The sequence below is a fragment of the Pseudomonas sp. K5002 genome, from assembly GCF_013386655.1.
GTDB lineage: Bacteria > Pseudomonadota > Gammaproteobacteria > Pseudomonadales > Pseudomonadaceae > Aquipseudomonas.
Window position 1 is genome coordinate 24,612 of sequence record NZ_JACARK010000196.1, and the last position, 16,432, is coordinate 41,043.

The 16,432-nt window shown below is 57.4% G+C and carries 15 protein-coding genes; 7 read left to right on the forward strand and 8 right to left on the reverse strand.

Going from position 1 to position 16,432, the window contains the following annotated elements; all coding sequences use genetic code 11:
- Positions 1–3: 3 nt before the first annotated feature.
- From yidC to rpmH, 4 genes are read right to left on the reverse strand one after another with little or no spacing between them, the layout of a single operon-like run.
- Positions 4–1,686 (reverse strand): membrane protein insertase YidC, encoded by a 1,683-nt coding sequence (gene yidC / locus HX846_RS11085; protein ID WP_003213572.1) that lies wholly within the window; start codon positions 1,684–1,686, stop codon positions 4–6.
- Positions 1,687–1,688: 2 nt separating this feature from the next.
- Positions 1,689–1,934 carry a membrane protein insertion efficiency factor YidD gene (gene yidD / locus HX846_RS11090; protein WP_003213574.1) on the reverse strand — a complete coding sequence of 82 codons (246 nt, stop codon included), beginning with the start codon at positions 1,932–1,934 and terminating at the stop codon, positions 1,689–1,691.
- On the reverse strand, positions 1,927–2,331 hold the full coding sequence (gene rnpA, locus HX846_RS11095; protein ID WP_010168490.1) for a ribonuclease P protein component: 405 nt from the start codon (positions 2,329–2,331) through the stop codon (positions 1,927–1,929). Before rnpA ends, yidD begins: the two co-directional genes overlap by 8 nt.
- A gap of 16 nt (positions 2,332–2,347) precedes the next feature.
- A complete protein-coding gene (gene rpmH / locus HX846_RS11100; RefSeq protein ID WP_003213577.1) occupies positions 2,348–2,482 on the reverse strand; it encodes a 50S ribosomal protein L34 in 135 nt (44 codons plus the stop codon).
- 585 nt (positions 2,483–3,067) lie between these two features.
- On the opposite strand from rpmH, the gene dnaA reads away from it, so the two are divergent.
- From dnaA to gyrB, 4 genes are read left to right on the forward strand one after another with little or no spacing between them, the layout of a single operon-like run.
- A complete protein-coding gene (gene dnaA, locus HX846_RS11105; protein ID WP_032868695.1) occupies positions 3,068–4,588 on the forward strand; it encodes a chromosomal replication initiator protein DnaA in 1,521 nt (506 codons plus the stop codon).
- 39 nt (positions 4,589–4,627) lie between these two features.
- On the forward strand, positions 4,628–5,731 hold the full coding sequence (gene dnaN / locus HX846_RS11110) for a DNA polymerase III subunit beta (RefSeq protein WP_003213582.1): 1,104 nt from the start codon (positions 4,628–4,630) through the stop codon (positions 5,729–5,731).
- A 20-nt stretch (positions 5,732–5,751) separates the two neighbouring features.
- The gene (recF, locus tag HX846_RS11115) at positions 5,752–6,855 is read left to right on the forward strand and encodes a DNA replication/repair protein RecF (protein WP_003213585.1); all 1,104 of its coding nucleotides are present in this window, start codon (positions 5,752–5,754) and stop codon (positions 6,853–6,855) included.
- 4 nt (positions 6,856–6,859) lie between these two features.
- Entirely contained in the window at positions 6,860–9,283 is a 2,424-nt protein-coding gene (gene gyrB / locus HX846_RS11120; protein WP_003213587.1) for a DNA topoisomerase (ATP-hydrolyzing) subunit B, read from the forward strand.
- Positions 9,284–9,376: 93 nt separating this feature from the next.
- Here the strand turns inward: gyrB and HX846_RS11125 are convergent, their stop codons facing one another.
- A complete protein-coding gene (locus HX846_RS11125) occupies positions 9,377–10,099 on the reverse strand; it encodes a response regulator transcription factor (protein WP_178902936.1) in 723 nt (240 codons plus the stop codon).
- A 173-nt stretch (positions 10,100–10,272) separates the two neighbouring features.
- Here HX846_RS11125 and HX846_RS11130 point away from each other — a divergent pair, with 173 nt between their 5' ends.
- The 3 genes from HX846_RS11130 (at position 10,273) to HX846_RS11140 (ending at position 14,099) form a co-directional block, all read left to right on the forward strand.
- Entirely contained in the window at positions 10,273–10,524 is a 252-nt protein-coding gene (locus HX846_RS11130) for a hypothetical protein (protein ID WP_003213590.1), read from the forward strand.
- Positions 10,525–10,793: 269 nt separating this feature from the next.
- Positions 10,794–11,789 (forward strand): FecR domain-containing protein, encoded by a 996-nt coding sequence (locus tag HX846_RS11135; RefSeq protein ID WP_250884777.1) that lies wholly within the window; start codon positions 10,794–10,796, stop codon positions 11,787–11,789.
- A gap of 18 nt (positions 11,790–11,807) precedes the next feature.
- Positions 11,808–14,099: a CHASE2 domain-containing protein gene (locus tag HX846_RS11140; RefSeq protein WP_178965389.1), complete on the forward strand. Its 2,292-nt coding sequence runs from the start codon at positions 11,808–11,810 to the stop codon at positions 14,097–14,099.
- A gap of 180 nt (positions 14,100–14,279) precedes the next feature.
- On the opposite strand, the gene HX846_RS11145 is transcribed toward HX846_RS11140, so the two are convergent.
- The 3 genes from HX846_RS11145 to HX846_RS11155 form a co-directional block, all read right to left on the reverse strand.
- Complete coding sequence (locus tag HX846_RS11145) at positions 14,280–15,050, reverse strand: 1-acyl-sn-glycerol-3-phosphate acyltransferase (protein WP_087694572.1); 771 nt, start codon at positions 15,048–15,050, stop codon at positions 14,280–14,282.
- An 84-nt stretch (positions 15,051–15,134) separates the two neighbouring features.
- Positions 15,135–15,671, reverse strand: a complete 537-nt coding sequence (gmhB, locus tag HX846_RS11150) for a D-glycero-beta-D-manno-heptose 1,7-bisphosphate 7-phosphatase (RefSeq protein WP_166742131.1) — start codon at positions 15,669–15,671, stop codon at positions 15,135–15,137.
- Positions 15,672–15,673: 2 nt separating this feature from the next.
- Positions 15,674–16,432, reverse strand: a 759-nt coding sequence (locus HX846_RS11155) for a glycine--tRNA ligase subunit beta (protein ID WP_178965390.1), incomplete at its 5' end; no start/stop codon positions are given.

Genomic DNA, 16,432 nt, shown 5'->3' on the forward strand with positions numbered 1-16,432 from the left:
AAATTACGCCTCGGCTTTTTTGGTAGCCGCTTCGATTTTACGTGTGATGTACCACTGTTGGGAGATCGACAGGCAGTTGTTGACCACCCAGTACAGCACCAGACCAGCCGGGAACCACAGGAAGAAGAAGGTGAAGATGATTGGCATCATTTTCATTACCTTGGCCTGCATCGGGTCCGGCGGAGTCGGGTTCAGGCGCTGCTGGATGAACATGGTCGCGCCCATGATGATCGGCAGGATAAAGAACGGGTCTTTGATCGACAGGTCAGTTATCCACAGCATGAACGGAGCCTGGCGCATTTCCACGCTTTCCAGGAGCACCCAGTACAGCGACAGGAATACCGGCATCTGCACCAGAATCGGCAAGCATCCACCCAGCGGGTTGATCTTCTCTTTCTTGTACAGCTCCATCATGGCCTGGGACATTTTCTGCCGGTCATCGCCATGTTGTTCTTTCAGCGCAGCCAGTTTCGGGGCCACGGCACGCATACGCGCCATCGACTTGTAGCTGGCGGCCGACAGTGGGAAGAAGATCCCCTTGATCAGCATGGTCAGCAGGATAATCGAGAAGCCCCAGTTACCCACAATGCTGTGGATATGTTGCAGCAGCCAGAAAATAGGCTGGGCAATGAACCACAGAATGCCGTAATCCACAGTCAGTTCCAGACCTGGGGATAACTCTTTGAGGACTGCCTGGCTCTTCGGACCGGCGTACAACGTGGCGCTGGCTTCAGCCTTGGCACCCGGCGCGACGGTCAACGTCGGGCCAGTAAAGCCAATGATGTAGTTGCCTTGGCTGTCTTTGCGGGTTTGAACCAGGTTGGCATCACCTTTGTTCGGGATCCATGCGGTCACGAAGTAGTGTTGCAACCAGGCAACCCAGCCACCTTGAACGGTTTCTTTCAGCGCGCCCTTGTCGATATCTTTCATCGACACTTTTTTGTACGGCTCGCTACTTGTCCACAGGGCTGCGCCCAGGTACGTCGCGGTGCCGGTGGCGGTACTGGAAGAAGGATCGGCGCTGTTGTCACGCTTGAGCTGGGCAAACAGGTTGCCCGTCCACGGCTTCGCGCTTTCGTTGTCGATCAGGTAAGTGACTTTCAGATCGTACAAACCGCGGGTGAAGCTGAAACGCTTGATGTAGTTGACGCCGTCGTGACTGAATTTCAGGTCGACGTTCAACTGGTTCTGGCCATCGGCCAGTTGATAAGTCTTCTGTTCGGTCGAATAAACCGGACGACCGGTAGCACGAGCATCCGGACCGTCAGTACCGGTCAGGCCACTTTGCGCCAGATATACACGTTCGCCACCGTTATCGAACAGCTGGAACGGAACATCCGGATGGTCTTGGCGACGTGGATACAGCGGCAGCTTCAGCTGGGCGATATCACCACCCTGTGGGTCGATTGCCAGGTCCAGTACATCCGTTTTTACATGGATGAGGTCTTTATTGGTGACGACCGGGGTTTCTACCGGGGTACTGGTATCGGCATTCGCGCTGGGTACATCGGCACTGGCGGCAGCATTGTTACCCAGTGGCGTATCCGGAATAGCCGGCGCCGACTGATTGGTAGCAACATTCTGAGTCGGCAGGGCAGCTTGGCCATAATCCTGGTTCCACTTAAGAACCATAGAGTAGGACACGATTGCCAGGGCGACGATCAGGATCGTGCGTTTAATATCCATGATTACTCGGCCATCGAAGAAGAACGGGAGGTAGGGATAGGCGGAACCGGGTCATAACCACCGGGATTCCACGGATGACAGCGACCTAAACGACGAAAGGTCAGCCAGCCACCGCGCAGAAGGCCATGATTTTCTATGGCTTCCAACGCGTAGCAGGAACAACTGGGGTAGAAACGACAGTGGTTTGCCATCAGGGGACTAATGGCATAGCGGTAAAACTGGATCGGAACGAGGGCCAGTTTACGCATCAGTACTGTCTACCCCTACAGTTTCGGTGCTGACAGCTGGTGCTGGCTTGTTGGTACGAGCCAAACGTTTCCAGAGCTTGCCGAAATGCTGAATCAATTCGGGGTTTTCTACGTCCCCCAAGCCTTTGCGCGCGACGATAACAATATCCCAACCAACCAGAGTTTCCTGGTGGAGGCGAAACGATTCGCGCATCAGACGCTTGAGGCGATTGCGCTCAACGGAGAGCTTTACGCTCTTCTTGCCGATCACCAACCCGAGACGGGGGTGATCCAGATCGTTGTTACGCGCAAGGAGCAGGAGATTTTTCCCCGGAACCTTGCCGGTGGGGGAGTCAAAGACTGCCTTGAAATGCCGGGGGGTTAGCAGACGCTTTTCCCGACTGAAGTCCTGACTCACCACCAGTACCGGATTATCAAACTGCCAGACGCGCACGACCTTTGGCGCGGCGACGCGACAGGACAGCACGGCCGTTCTTGGTGGCCATGCGAGCACGGAAGCCGTGAGTACGGGCGCGTTTGATGGTGCTTGGTTGGAAAGTACGTTTCATGGCGTGTTACCTGGTTCGTCCACAACGGGCCGGAATGGCCCCCGTTTTAAGAGACCGGCGATTCTAGAGAAAGCAAGCCTCTAGGTCAATTTCCAACCAGCTTTTCCTTTAATTAGATATCTGGAGGCCTGCGGACCGAATCCGGGCGATTCGCCTTTCACGAGCAATGCCATAGATATAAAAATAAAGAAGGAAGTTATTTAAAGCTTTTCTGTAAAGCTTATAAAAGCTAGGCACCCCATCTTCTGTGGATAACTGCCTTTAGGCCATATTCTACGGGCTGTACAGAGAATGACAACACGGGGGAGAAACGGTGCTCTGCCTGTGCTGCGCTATCGGATAAGCTGTGTGTGGAATGGCTAGTTATCCACAGGCCAGTTACCCACAGACTTTCGACCCCACTTGTACAACGAGCTTAGGGGCGCTTATCCACAGAGCTTATGCACAGACCATTTGTCGCCTTTTTTACGGTTAAGGCATTGATTCTTGGCGCCCTGTGAGCAACCTACATGTGGATAAGTGGGCGGCTGGCCGCTACAATGGCGGCTGTTTTTGCCTCACCGGCTTTCAACTTAGGGGATATCCGTGTCAGTGGAACTTTGGCAGCAGTGCGTGGAGCTTTTGCGCGATGAGCTGCCTGCCCAGCAATTCAACACCTGGATCCGTCCGCTACAGGTCGAAGCCGAAGGCGACGAGTTGCGTGTCTACGCACCCAATCGTTTTGTTCTCGACTGGGTCAACGAGAAATACCTGAGCCGCGTTCTCGAATTACTCGATGAACATGGCAACGGGCTTGCTCCGGTGCTCTCCTTATTAATAGGCAGCAAACGTAGCTCGGCACCTCGTGCTGCGCCGAATGCACCGTTGGCAGCCAGTGCCTCCCAGGCTCAGGCCGCTGCGGCACCTGTTAATAACTCGCCAGCCCCGGTCGCCCAGACGCCTTCGAAATCCTCGTCGCAGAAAAACGCGCCTATAAATGAAGAGCCGTCCCGCGACAGCTTTGACCCAATGGCCGGCGCCAGCTCACAACAGGCCCCGGTTCGTGCCGAACAGCGCACCGTCCAGGTAGAGGGTGCGCTCAAGCACACCAGCTATCTGAACCGCACGTTCACCTTTGAGAACTTTGTCGAAGGTAAATCCAACCAGCTGGCCCGCGCGGCTGCCTGGCAGGTCGCCGACAATCCCAAGCACGGTTACAACCCGCTCTTCCTTTATGGTGGCGTTGGCTTGGGTAAAACTCACTTGATGCACGCCGTGGGTAACCACCTATTAAAGAAGAACCCGAATGCCAAGGTCGTGTACCTGCACTCGGAGCGCTTCGTGGCCGATATGGTCAAGGCGTTGCAGCTCAACGCCATCAACGAGTTCAAGCGGTTCTACCGTTCCGTTGATGCCTTGCTGATCGATGACATTCAATTCTTCGCCCGCAAGGAACGTTCCCAGGAAGAGTTTTTCCACACGTTCAACGCGTTGCTCGAAGGTGGCCAGCAGGTCATCCTGACCAGTGACCGTTATCCGAAGGAAATCGAAGGCCTGGAAGAGCGCCTGAAGTCGCGCTTCGGCTGGGGCCTGACCGTAGCGGTAGAACCGCCGGAGCTTGAAACCCGCGTCGCGATCCTGATGAAAAAGGCCGACCAGGCCAAAGTCGACCTGCCGCACGACGCCGCGTTCTTTATCGCCCAGCGCATTCGCTCCAACGTGCGTGAACTGGAAGGCGCACTCAAGCGGGTCATCGCTCACTCGCACTTCATGGGTCGTGACATCACCATCGAGCTGATTCGCGAATCCCTGAAAGACCTGCTGGCGTTGCAAGACAAGCTGGTGAGTGTGGATAACATCCAGCGCACCGTGGCCGAGTATTACAAGATCAAGATTTCCGACCTGCTGTCCAAGCGCCGTTCGCGCTCGGTGGCACGTCCCCGCCAGGTAGCGATGGCGCTCTCCAAAGAGCTGACCAACCACAGCCTGCCGGAAATTGGTGATGTGTTTGGCGGTCGCGACCACACCACGGTCTTGCACGCGTGCCGCAAGATCAACGAACTTAAGGAATCCGACGCGGATATTCGCGAGGACTACAAGAACCTGCTGCGTACACTGACTACTTGATGAACACCAGCGCAGCTTATTAAGGCAAGGGACTAGACCATGCATTTCACCATTCAACGCGAAGCCCTGTTGAAACCCCTGCAACTGGTCGCAGGCGTCGTCGAGCGCCGACAGACCTTGCCGGTGCTTTCCAACGTATTGCTGGTTGTCGAAGGCCAGCAATTGTCCTTGACCGGTACCGACCTGGAAGTCGAGCTGGTCGGTCGCGTCCAGCTCGAAGAGCCCGCCGAACCCGGCGAGATCACCGTGCCGGCGCGCAAGCTGATGGACATCTGCAAGAGCCTGCCCAACGACGCGCTGATCGACATCAAGGTTGATGAGCAAAAGCTGGTGGTCAAGGCCGGTCGCAGCCGTTTCACCCTGTCGACCTTGCCGGCCAACGACTTCCCGACCGTGGAAGAAGGTCCAGGCTCGCTGACCTGCAGCCTGGAACAAAGCCGACTGCGCCGCTTGATCGAGCGCACCAGCTTCGCCATGGCCCAGCAGGACGTGCGTTATTACCTTAACGGCATGCTGCTGGAAGTCTCCGAAGGCATCATCCGCGCCGTAGCCACCGACGGTCACCGTCTGGCCATGTGCTCGATGAAGGCCGATATCGGTCAGCCGGATCGCCACCAGGTGATCGTGCCGCGTAAAGGTATTCTGGAACTCGCGCGCCTGCTGACTGAGCCGGATGGCAATGTCAGTATCGTGCTGGGCCAGCACCACATCCGCGCGACCACTGGCGAGTTCACCTTCACTTCCAAGCTGGTTGACGGCAAGTTCCCGGATTACGAGCGCGTTCTGCCTAAAGGCGGCGACAAGCTGGTGATCGGTGATCGTCAGGCCCTGCGTGAAGCGTTCAGCCGTACCGCTATTCTTTCCAACGAGAAATACCGTGGTATCCGCCTGCAATTGGCCAACGGCCAACTGAAAATCCAGGCGAATAACCCTGAGCAGGAAGAAGCGGAAGAAGAAGTGGGCGTCGACTACAACGGCGGCAACCTGGAAATCGGCTTCAACGTCAGCTACCTGTTGGACGTGCTGGGCGTGATGACCACTGAACAGGTTCGCCTGATTCTGTCTGACTCCAACAGCAGCGCCCTGGTACAAGAATCCGACAACGATGACTCGGCTTACGTTGTCATGCCGATGCGCCTGTAATCATGTTCAGCAGAAGCTAGATGTCCCTCAGTCGCGTCTCGGTCACCGCGGTGCGCAATTTGCACCCGGTGACCTTCTCCCCCTCCCCCCGCATCAATATCCTCCACGGCGCCAACGGCAGTGGCAAAACCAGCGTGCTGGAAGCCATTCACCTGCTGGGGCTCGCTCGTTCCTTTCGCAGTGCCCGCTTGTTGCCGGTGATTCAGTACGAGCAACTGGCGTGCACAGTATTTGGCCAAGTCGAATTGGCCGAAGGCGGTCATAGCAGCCTGGGGATTTCTCGTGATCGTCAGGGGGAGTTTCAAATCCGCATCGATGGGCAGAATGCTCGTAGTGCTGCGCAGCTGGCAGAAATCCTGCCGCTGCAACTGATCAACCCGGACAGCTTCCGCTTGCTGGAAGGCGCGCCAAAAATCCGCAGGCAATTCCTCGATTGGGGAGTGTTCCACGTGGAACCGCGTTTCATGGCCACTTGGCAGCGCCTGCAGAAGGCCCTGCGGCAGCGGAACTCATGGCTGCGGCATGGTACACTTGACGCCGCTTCGCAAGCTGCTTGGGACCGGGAACTGTGCCTGGCCAGCGCTGAAATAGATGAATACCGCCGCGCCTATATCAAAGCCTTGAAACCAGTCTTTGAGCAGACCTTGAGCGAGTTACTTGAACTCGAGGGGCTGACGTTGAGCTACTACCGTGGTTGGGACAAAGACCGGGAACTGAGTGCAGTGCTCGCGACGTCCTTGCAACGGGATCAGCAAATTGGTCACACCCAGGCCGGACCACAACGGGCTGATTTGCGCCTTAGATTGGGCGCACATAATGCTGCGGATATCTTGTCCCGCGGTCAGCAGAAGTTGGTGGTCTGCGCTTTGCGTATCGCCCAGGGGCATCTGGTTAGCCAGGCCCGGCGCGGGCAATGTATTTATCTGGTGGATGACTTGCCGTCCGAACTGGACGAGCAGCACCGCCGCGCGTTATGCCGCTTGTTGGAAGACTTACGCTGCCAGGTGTTTATCACCTGTGTAGACCACGAATTATTGAGGGAAGGCTGGCAGACGGAAACGCCAGTCGCTTTGTTCCACGTGGAACAAGGCCGTATCACCCAGACCCACGACCATCGGGAGTGAAGGCATGAGCGAAGAAAATACGAATACGTACGACTCGACCAGCATTAAAGTGCTTAAAGGTTTGGATGCCGTACGCAAACGTCCCGGTATGTACATCGGTGATACCGATGATGGCAGCGGTCTGCACCACATGGTGTTCGAGGTGGTCGATAACTCGATCGACGAAGCTTTGGCCGGTCACTGCGACGACATCAGCATCATCATCCACCCGGACGAATCCATCACCGTACGCGACAACGGTCGCGGCATTCCGGTAGATGTGCATAAAGAAGAAGGCGTTTCGGCGGCAGAGGTCATCATGACCGTGCTCCACGCCGGCGGTAAGTTCGACGATAACTCCTATAAAGTATCCGGCGGTTTGCACGGTGTAGGTGTTTCGGTAGTAAACGCCCTTTCCGAAGAGCTGATCCTGACTGTACGTCGTAGCGGCAAGATCTGGGAACAGACTTACGTTCATGGTGTTCCACAGGAACCGATGAAAATCGTCGGTGACAGCGAAAGCACTGGTACGCAGATTCACTTCAAGCCTTCGGCTGAAACCTTCAAGAACATCCACTTCAGCTGGGACATTCTGGCCAAGCGGATTCGTGAACTGTCTTTCCTGAACTCCGGTGTGGGTATCGTCCTCAAGGACGAACGCAGCGGCAAGGAAGAGCTGTTCAAGTACGAAGGCGGCCTGCGTGCGTTCGTTGAATACCTGAACACCAACAAGACCGCGGTCAATCAGGTGTTCCACTTCAACATCCAGCGTGAAGACGGCATCGGCGTAGAAATCGCCCTGCAGTGGAACGACAGCTTCAACGAGAACCTGTTGTGCTTCACCAACAACATTCCTCAGCGCGATGGCGGTACTCACCTGGTGGGTTTCCGTTCTGCACTGACGCGTAACCTGAACACCTACATCGAAGCGGAAGGCTTGGCGAAGAAACACAAAGTCGCCACCACCGGTGACGATGCCCGCGAAGGCCTGACCGCCATTATCTCGGTCAAGGTTCCGGATCCGAAGTTCAGCTCCCAGACCAAAGACAAGCTGGTGTCCTCCGAAGTGAAGACAGCGGTCGAACAGGAAATGGGCAAATACTTCTCCGACTTCCTGCTGGAAAACCCGAACGAAGCCAAGCTGGTTGTCGGCAAGATGATCGACGCAGCACGGGCTCGTGAAGCGGCGCGTAAAGCCCGTGAGATGACGCGTCGTAAAGGTGCGCTGGATATCGCCGGCCTGCCGGGCAAACTGGCTGACTGCCAGGAGAAAGACCCTGCCCTCTCCGAACTGTACCTGGTGGAAGGTGACTCTGCTGGCGGTTCCGCCAAGCAGGGTCGCAACCGTCGCACCCAGGCCATCCTGCCGTTGAAGGGTAAGATCCTCAACGTCGAGAAGGCGCGTTTCGACAAGATGATTTCCTCGCAGGAAGTCGGCACCTTGATCACCGCCCTGGGCTGTGGCATCGGCCGCGATGAGTACAACATCGACAAGCTGCGCTATCACAACATCATCATCATGACCGATGCTGACGTTGACGGTTCGCACATCCGCACCCTGCTGCTGACGTTCTTCTTCCGTCAGTTGCCGGAGTTGATCGAGCGTGGCTACATCTACATCGCCCAGCCACCGTTGTACAAAGTGAAAAAAGGCAAGCAAGAGCAATACATCAAAGACGACGACGCCATGGAAGAGTACATGACGCAGTCGGCCCTGGAAGATGCGAGCCTGCACTTGAACGACGAAGCCCCGGGCATCTCCGGTGAAGCGTTGGAGCGCCTGGTAAACGACTTCCGCATGGTGATGAAGACCCTCAAGCGTTTGTCGCGCCTGTACCCTCAGGAGCTGACCGAGCACTTCATCTACCTGCCATCCGTCAGCCTGGAACAGTTGGGTGATCATGCTCACATGCAGGCTTGGTTGGCCCAGTACGAAGTCCGCCTGCGTACCGTTGAAAAATCCGGCCTGGTCTACAAAGCCAGCCTGCGTGAAGACCGTGAACGTAACGTCTGGCTGCCAGAGGTCGAACTGATTTCCCACGGCCTGTCGAACTACGTCACCTTCAACCGCGACTTCTTCGGCAGCAACGACTACAAGACGGTTGTTACCCTCGGCGCGCAACTGAGCACCCTGCTGGACGACGGTGCTTACATTCAGCGTGGCGAGCGCAAGAAAGCGGTCAAAGAGTTCAAGGAAGCCCTGGACTGGTTGATGGCGGAAAGCACCAAGCGCCATACCATTCAGCGATACAAAGGTCTGGGCGAAATGAACCCGGATCAGCTGTGGGAAACCACCATGGACCCAGCCCAGCGTCGCATGCTGCGCGTGACCATCGAAGACGCCATTGGCGCGGACCAGATCTTCAACACCCTGATGGGTGATGCGGTCGAGCCTCGTCGTGACTTCATCGAGAGCAATGCCCTGGCGGTTTCCAACCTGGACTTCTGATCAGGTTGCAGCAAAAAAAAAGGCCAACGCTTAGCGTTGGCCTTTTTTATGGGCTGGATATGAGCATTTTATAAATGCTCCACGTGGAACATCTCAGTCCTCGGAAGCCGCCGTCACACTCTCCAACCGATATCCGTACCCATAGATCGTCAGCAACTGCCAACCCCGATCCGCCGTCAGCCCGAGCTTATTCCGCAGCCGATAAATATGCGTATCCAGCGGCCGCGACGACACCATCTCCTCATGGGTCCAGAACCGTTCATACAGGTACTCTCGAGACAGCGGCCGCGCCAGGTTCTCAAACAGGCACCGCGCCAGGCGGTATTCGCGCTCCGTCAGGCTGATGGGTTTTCCCGCCCTGCTCACCGTGAGTTCAGCATCATCAAAGGTCAGGTCATTGAAGGTATGCACCTCACTGGCTGCAGACTTCTGCAACCCGTGGCGACGCAGAACGGCATTCACCCGAGCCTTAAGCTCATTGGGACGAAACGGCTTGCTGACGTAATCATCGGCACCACTGTTCAGCGCCTGGACGATATCGCTCTCGGCATCGCGGCTGGTAAGCATGATGGCGGCTGGCGGCGCTTCCATGTGCTCGCGGGTCCAGCGCAGCAATGCCAGGCCACTGAGGTCAGGTAGTTGCCAGTCAAGGATCAGCAAGTCAAAGGTCTCGCGGCGCAGTTGTCGCAGCAGGTCTTCTCCACGCTCGAAGCAGTGCAGGGCCCATGGCTGATCCGCAGCGCTGGGGATTTGTCGCAGTGTCTGTTCCACCCGCCGCAGTTCAGCAGGTTCGTCATCCAGTATTGCGACACGCATGGCAGGGTCCTTTCTTATTGAAGAATGCGGGCATCGAATCTGAACAATTATGGCCAGATTCTCAGGCCCTCTGAATCTCTCGGTACGCTGATATCAAATGGCCGCAAGCCATTGGAAATCGTCAACACCCAAGCTGGGAAGATACCGGCTCGAGACCTTCAGGAAAAGGATCAATGGCAATCTGGTTTTATGCTGTTTCGAGACGTATGGCCGTTCTGGGGAAGGTTGATGTATGGGGAAGACTGGTATTGGTGGTGATGGTTGCTACGCTGGGCACGGAAACGGTCGGGGCCAATAAGCCGGCGATACCTATGCCGTTCGAGGAACGGCAGACTTTGAGTGAGCCCGGCAATGGCATGGGCTTCGCCCGTTCACCGTTTCAGCAACTCAGCGAACAGCAGCAGACCCAACGTTGGGTATTTTAAGTACCCGCAAATCTGAACAAATGTTGCGAATCGGTCCGATGCACCTATGTTGTAGGTAAATTCGCTCTCGCTGGATGACACACGGATTGGAGCGACGGAAGTGCTCCGACACAGGGACGTGTCATCTTCTGCAATGGATCTCACGCTCCCAGATATTTCGGCTATCGACTGGATACCTCATCGAGTATCGTAGACGGTACTCAAGGTCTTCCCGCTGCAAGACGCTGCCTGAAAGTGCTTTCTGATGACCCATTAGAACTAAAATCTTGATGAGCGCCATGACCTTTTTCCCTTGCCGATTCCGCTCTGCCGCTTCTACGCTGTTGAGTTCGGGCCTGATCGTTACGCTTGGCGTAGTGAGTCTTCCGGCCTTGGCACGCCCTGCCCCTCCCCGTGCACCCTATATCGACGACAACCGGATGTGCCGCGCGCAACCGCTTCCGGCAGTGGTGCAGCACCTCACGGGTGAAGCCTGGAAACTGGATGCCAAGGGTGTGTCCACGGCCCTGGAAGAAGGCATGTTCATTGATGAACAAGAAAGCGTAAAAACCTCATCGGGCGCATTTGTCAGCCTGTTGCTGGGGGACGGCTCGCGGATTGTCTTGCCCTCCAGCTCCCAGGTCCGATTGCATCTGGTCGAGGAGCAATCCATTCCCCAGGTGATTCTTGAAGAAGGTCAGGTCGAGGCTTACGTGATCAAGCGTGCCAGCGACTATGACCGTTTCCAGATCATGACCCCGGTGGGCGTTCTGGGGGTACGCGGCACGCATTTCCGTGTGCGTAACGATGGCGAACAATCGCTGGTGGAAGTACTCAACGGGCAAGTGGCGGTCAATCGTGATGACGCTCCACCGAGCCCGCGCCCTATCAAGAAGAAGCCCATTACCGGTCCAGTCTCTGGTGAAGTAAAGGTTGGTGCGCGGCAGGGCCTGGCCTTCAAGAAACAAGGCGAACTCAAACCCGTGGAACTGCTTGATGCGCCACGGTTGGTCGGCCAGGACGGCCAAAAGGGCGATGCGCCTGTCTGGACCCTGTTCCTGCGGCCATTGGCCGGGGCCCAGCGCTACCGGGCCCAGGTCGCGACCGATAAGGAGTTTCTGAACATCAAGCAGGAAAACTTCTCCGACAAGCCGCAAATGCGCTTCACTGGGCTGAAAGCATCGTTCTATCACGTTCGCTTGTCGGCATATGATGAACACGGGCTTGAGGGAGAAACCGGGGTTTATGACATTTTCTATTACCCACCCGCGAACCGCGTGCAGTAGTGCCCTGGACGCGAGCCGGTGAGGCTGTGGCACAGGGCTGAAAAGCGCCAACCGACTCAGGCTCAGCGGCTGTTCAATGGCCTGGTGCGCGAATGGCTGTGGGTCAGCCTGTTGCTATTACCCATCACGGCCTTCCTGTCCCTGAGCCCTGGCCTGGCCCTCAATAACCCGCTGTATGACAGCCTCCGCCGGCTGACGCCTTTATCGGTGGATCCACGCATCCTGCTGGTAACGATCGACGACCGAAGCCTGAAGGAGCTCGGCCAATGGCCGTGGTCCCGACGTGTGCATGCCGACCTGCTTGATCGGCTGAGCGCCGCCAAGCCTGCCGGCATCCTGTTTGATGTGATCTTCAGCGAGCCCGCCCGGGAGCCAGCCAATGACCTGCGCCTGGCCGAGGCTATGTGCAGCGCTGGCAACGTCCTGTTGCCTTTGATTCGTGAAGGTTCGCCACGCTACGGCCAGCCTGTGGCGCAAATCCTGCCTGTGTTGCCCTTGCGTGATTGCGCCCGTAGCGTCGGCCATATCAACGTGGAAGCGGACAGCGACGGCATCGTTCGAAGCCTGTATTTGCGTGAAGGTCCACCCGGTAATTTGACACCGCAGTTAGCCTGGCTGGCGTTTGAACTGAGCGGCCAGCGATCCGGAATGCCGGGCGCACCTGGTCCGTCGGAAAGCTCCAGCTGGCAGCGGGAAAATGCCATTCGAATTCCTTTTATTGCCAGTCATGCCGGCTTTCCCAGCGTGCCGTATATCAGTGTCTTGCGCGGGGAGGTGCCATCCGAGTTGCTGCGCGACCGCTTGATCCTGATTGGCGCTACGGCACCGGGCATGGGCGACCGTTATGTCACGCCGCTTTCGGCCAGTGTCGGCACCACCCCGGGCGTGGAGATCCAGGCAAATATTCTCAATGGCTTGCTGCAAGGGCGCAGTATTGTCGATCTGCCCGTGTGGATGGCGACGCTACTGGCCACCGCGATGGTCGCGGTGCTGTTGGGCCTTCTGCTGATTCGCCCGCGTTATGCACTGTGGCTGACCCTCGGTTGCATGGGGGCTGCGCTTCTGGGTTCATGGGGCCTGTTGCGCCTGGGCCATTGGTGGTCGCCGGCAGCAAGTCTGATTGGCATGCTGCTCAGCTACCTGATCTGGAACTGGCGGCGCCTGAGCGTGATCCTGGCCTACTTCGGCTGGGAACTGGCACGCCTGGACAACGAACCCAAAGTGCTCCCGGAGCGCCGTCGAGCGCCCGCCAGCCAGGGTGATGTATTGCAGGGACGAATCTTCGCCCTCGAACAAGCGGTCAGCCGTACCCGGGACACTCGTCGCTTCATGGCCGATGGGCTGGAATGTTTGCCTGTAGCAACCTTGATTACCGATCCCAGGGGCAACGTCCTGCTGGCCAATCGAATTGCCCGCGATGTGTTCGGCAATGAACTGGTGGCCGAAAACCTCTTGGATCAGCTCGCCGCATTAGGTTATCCACCGCTGCAGGACGGTGTTCGCCCTGCCCTGTCGACGCTGGAGATTGTCGAGTTTCGCGATACCCTTGACCGCAGCCTGCGCCTCGACCTGGCGCCGCTGCTGCCTGCAGACGGTGACGTGGCCCTGGGCTGGCTGCTGAGCCTCACAGACCTGAGCATTGAGCGTGATGCCCAGAAGCAACGGGAGACCCTGTTGCGCTTTCTGTCCCATGACTTGCGTGCGCCGCATTCGGCGATCCTGGCCCTGTTGGATGTTCAGGACACCGCCGCGCCGATATTTGCGCAGATCGAACAACAAGTCCGCCGTGCCCTGAACCTGACCGAATCATTCGTGCAGTTGGCGAAAGCCGAATCCGATGGCTACCAATTCCAGCCCAGCCTGTTCGCCATGTTGGTGCTCGACGCATTTGATCAACTCGCAGTGCACGCCCAGTTGAAAGGCATTCGCCTGGTCCATCACCTGGATGAAGACGGCGAAGAAATGGTGTGGGCAGATCAATCGCTGCTGACCCGCGCCTTATTCAATCTGTTGGAAAATGCGGTGAAATACAGCCCATCGGGCACCACCGTTACGTTAAGCCTGACCAGCCATGAAGACGCTTTGGAGTGCCGTATCAGCGACCAGGGGCGAGGAATCTCCCCGCAGGATTTGCCCGAACTCTTCGCTCAATACCGGCGCTTCGCCTCGGCTCAGGGCAGTGAAGGATTGGGGTTGGGGCTGACCATGGTCAAGGCCGTCGTGGATCGTCACGGTGGGAGAATTCGCTGCGAAAGCGAGGTGGGTAAAGGTACGACCTTCATCCTTCAGCTGCCATTGTGGCGAGACTGAATAGCGGCTTTTCACCTGTGCATAAAAAACCGGTCTCAGGGACCGGTTTTTTAATGCGGGAAAAACTTATGCACCTTTTCCGCTGTTTTATGAGCTTGGGAAATATGTAAGTAAATCAGCAGCCTATAAGCTAAAAAGAGCAATTCGCCAACAAACCGTACACAGGTTATCCACAGAAACTCAAATCACCGGCGTGTCGACCACAACCGGCTCCGGCGGCAACGAACCCATGGCCCTTTGTTGCGCTTCATTCCATGCCTGGGCACGGTCGTTCAGCGCTGCAATGGCACGTGGGCCTTCGCCCTCGGCATACATGGGCTCGCCAATGATTACAGTGATGGTGCCTTGACGCTTGGCCCAGCCGGTCTTTGGCCAGAACTTGCCGGCGTTGTGGGCAATCGGCAGCACCGGCAGCCCGGCGTTCACCGCCAGGGCAGTACCGCCACGTGAGAACTTGCCCACAGTGCCGTAGGGCACGCGCGTACCTTCAGGGAAGATCAGCACCCAAACCCCATCCTTCAACAGCTCATCGCCCTTCTTGGCCACATGCTTGAGTGCGGCCTTGGGGTTGTCGCGGTCGATGGCGATCGGTCGCAGCATGGCCATGGCCCAGCCGAAGAATGGCACGTACAGCAGCTCACGCTTGAGCACTTGGCTCAGGGGCGAGAAATACGCAGACAGGAAAAAGGTTTCCCAGGTGCTCTGGTGGTTCGACAGAATCACACAAGGCTGGTCCGGGACGTTTTCGGCGCCCTTGATCTCGAAACGAATGTTCAGGAACACCTTGGTCAACCACAGCGCGCAGTTGCACCAAAAGACGTTGATGAAACGATAGCGCGCCTTGAACGGCAGGAAAGGCGCGATAAAAAAGCTCAGGGTGCACCAGAGAAAGGAGCTGGTGCCCAACAGCAGGTAAAAGAAGAAGGTTCTGATGGCCTGCAAAATCGACATGGCGGCATTTACCGTTGCGGGACAACGCCCGCCTGTTAAAAGCGCGCTCCCGAACAGTCCTTGGTCAGGAAGTCAGAAGGGCTGCTAGTTGTTGATAAGTTCTGCGGCAACCGCCGCCAGATCGTCAAAAATCAAAGTACCTACCGGCAGGGTTTTAGCCTGGGTCTTTTCGCCTTTCCCGGTTTTTACCAAAACTGGCTGAGAGTCGACGGCTTTGGCGGCTTCCAGGTCACCGAGGCTGTCCCCGACAAACCATAGCCCAGCCAACGGCACGTTGTAATGTTCAGCAATAGTTTTAAGCATACCCGGTTTGGGCTTGCGGCAATCGCAGCCTTCATCCGGGCCGTGCGGGCAATACACCACCAGCCCTACTTCACCGCCCTGCTCGGCCACCAGCGTGCGCAGGCGCGCGTGCATGGCGTCGAGGGTGGCGATGTCGTAGTAGCCGCGAGCGATGCCGGACTGGTTGGTGGCGATGGCCACTGTCCAGCCCGCTTTGCTCAACTGCGCGATGGCCTCGATCGAGCCGGGCAGTGGAATCCATTCCGCCACCGATTTGATGTAAGCGTCGGAGTCGTAATTGATCACTCCGTCCCGGTCGAGAATCAGCAGTTTCAACATGGTCAGCTCAGTACGGAAATGTCAGCGATATTGATGAACAGGCCGCGCAGGCGCGCCAGCATGGCGTAGCGGTTTTTCCGCACGCCCGCGTCTTCGGCATTGATCATCACCGCTTCGAAGAACGCATCCACCGGCTCACGCAAGGTGGCCAGGCGCGCCAGTGCTTCGGCGTAGTTGCGTTCGGCGATCAGCGGCTTCACTGCATTTTCTGCCTTGGCGATGGCCGAGTTCAGCGAGAACTCCTTGGCATCGGCAAACAGGCCCGGGTCGACTTCGGCATTGCCGAGGTTGTCGGCCTTGCTCAGCAGGTTCGATACACGCTTGTTCACGGCGGCCAGGGCACCGGCTTCCGGCAGCTTGCGGAAGGCCTGTACGGCCTGCACACGCTGGTCGAAGTCCAGCGCCGAACCTGGTTGCAGGGCACGTACCGACAGGTACACCGAAACGTCCACACCTTCGTCTTCGTAACGCGCACGCAGACGGTCGAACACGAACTCCAGCACTTGCTCGGCCAGGCCCGCTTGCTTGACCTTGGCACCGAACTGGCCAACCGCAAACACCACGGCCTGGGTCAGGTCGAGGTCGAGCTTCTTGTCGATCAGGATCCGCAGCACGCCCAGGGCCGCACGGCGCAGCGCATACGGGTCTTTGCTGCCGGTAGGCAACATGCCGATACCGAAGATACCGACGAGGGTATCCAGCTTGTCAGCGATGGCCACGGCCGCACCGGTGAGGGTGGTCGGCAGCTCGGCGCCGGCACC

Coding starts and splice junctions, on each gene's coding strand:
- gyrB (WP_003213587.1), top strand. CDS start 6,860: ATGAGCGAAGAAAATACGAATACGTACGACTCGACCAGCATTAAAGTG.
- HX846_RS11125 (WP_178902936.1), bottom strand. CDS start 10,099: ATGCGTGTCGCAATACTGGATGACGAACCTGCTGAACTGCGGCGGGTG.
- HX846_RS11135 (WP_250884777.1), top strand. CDS start 10,794: ATGAGCGCCATGACCTTTTTCCCTTGCCGATTCCGCTCTGCCGCTTCT.
- dnaN (WP_003213582.1), top strand. CDS start 4,628: ATGCATTTCACCATTCAACGCGAAGCCCTGTTGAAACCCCTGCAACTG.
- recF (WP_003213585.1), top strand. CDS start 5,752: ATGTCCCTCAGTCGCGTCTCGGTCACCGCGGTGCGCAATTTGCACCCG.
- yidC (WP_003213572.1), bottom strand. CDS start 1,686: ATGGATATTAAACGCACGATCCTGATCGTCGCCCTGGCAATCGTGTCC.
- HX846_RS11145 (WP_087694572.1), bottom strand. CDS start 15,050: ATGTCGATTTTGCAGGCCATCAGAACCTTCTTCTTTTACCTGCTGTTG.
- gmhB (WP_166742131.1), bottom strand. CDS start 15,671: ATGTTGAAACTGCTGATTCTCGACCGGGACGGAGTGATCAATTACGAC.
- yidD (WP_003213574.1), bottom strand. CDS start 1,934: ATGCGTAAACTGGCCCTCGTTCCGATCCAGTTTTACCGCTATGCCATT.
- HX846_RS11130 (WP_003213590.1), top strand. CDS start 10,273: ATGGCAATCTGGTTTTATGCTGTTTCGAGACGTATGGCCGTTCTGGGG.
- rpmH (WP_003213577.1), bottom strand. CDS start 2,482: ATGAAACGTACTTTCCAACCAAGCACCATCAAACGCGCCCGTACTCAC.